This window comes from Fretibacterium sp. OH1220_COT-178, from assembly GCF_003860125.1.
Lineage (GTDB): Bacteria > Synergistota > Synergistia > Synergistales > Aminobacteriaceae > CAJPSE01.
In genome coordinates this window covers 1-1,317 of record NZ_RQYL01000063.1, presented here as the reverse complement: position 1 = coordinate 1,317, position 1,317 = coordinate 1, and the positions used below count along the sequence as shown (strand labels likewise).

The following is a 1,317-nucleotide window of genomic DNA, read 5'->3' as shown; positions in this document are numbered from 1 at the left end:
CGCCTTCGTCAGGATCTGCATCGCAAGATGCGACTCGCAGACGCCCATCAGACTCATGAACGACACCATGCCGTTCGACAGCGCGTGCAGAAATTCCTTGGCGTCGCCCGTCAGAACTGGTTCAGGCTTTGGTTGCTTTCAATTTTGGCAATCAAGGCAGTGCAAATTCAAATAGTCACTCAATAATTCAACGATTATTTCCATTTCAAGTGATTTTTGTTGAGTAAAAAATGTAAAACCGAAATGATGATCCGGAGCGATAAGTATCTTATGAATTGGTGCAAATAAACATAATTCCGAAACACCTCTGAAAGCTCCTTCTACAATCATCTCCAGTGGCCCAATATCATCTTCGATGTTTGTTTTTATACCGGAGCGTTCATTTTTCCGAATATTATTTTTTCGCAGAAAAGCATATATTTCCTCGTAAATATCTTTATATTCTGTGCTATATTCTGCATCGTTTGAAAACTGATTGTACCGGTAACATGGTGCTATAATCAACTCCTGAATATTTTTGAAACGAAAATACTCAAGCAGAAAACTGATAGTTTCATGCATATCCTTATAAAATTGCCGTCTTGTTCCATGGAAACCTGCAGTACCAGGTGTATAGCTTCCATCTTCATATACCATTATTCCATAAAAGCCATCATAACCATGGTTCCAAGCATGGGTATGATACACTTCAAAACAGGGGGTATTTTCAATTTCGTCGAGATCGAGTCCTATGCCACATTGGCGTAAAGCCTTATTTAATTCATTAAGACGAATCTTTCCCATAAGTTAATGTGAGCCTCCAAAAATATTTCCATCGGGACCTACATTCACATGCCCTGATCCTCTCGGTGGTTTCATATCCCAATGTGGGCCACCATGTTGAGATGGATCTTTTTTGGCATTCCAACCTGTTTTTTTATGCGTGTAACTTCCATCTTTATTTTTTGACCAGTCACTAGGATGTGAATCAGGAGTTTTAACTTTATCACCATCTTTCAATTTTGATGGAGGAGATGGCGACTTTTTTGAGGAGAGGAGAACTGAAAGGTTTCTTAATAAGGATGAGACCATTTCAATCTCACTCAGGAAATCGGTCATTGACACATGGCCACTGAGTACCGCATCTAAAAGCTCAATCGTAATGCAATTGATGACAGAAAAAACCACAATTACTTCCGCACGAGGGACCAGCATCCCCAATACGACCCAGAAGTTCAGCCCGCTCGACCCAGCGAGGATGCTCTGCCCCGCCATGGCGCCGCCCATCTCGCCCAGCGACCACAGGCCCGTCGGGTCCGTGTTGGTCACGGGGTTCGC

Annotated in this window: 2 protein-coding genes; both read right to left on the bottom strand. The window is 42.7% G+C overall.

The genetic code is table 11. The features are described from left to right. Positions 1–138 precede the first annotated feature (138 nt). Positions 139–783 carry a hypothetical protein gene (locus tag EII26_RS12815; protein WP_124889538.1) on the bottom strand — a complete coding sequence of 215 codons (645 nt, stop codon included), beginning with the start codon at positions 781–783 and terminating at the stop codon, positions 139–141. Between the two features lie 3 nt (positions 784–786). After that, on the bottom strand, positions 787–1,317 hold a 531-nt coding region (locus EII26_RS13230), incomplete at its 5' end, for a hypothetical protein (protein ID WP_158612349.1).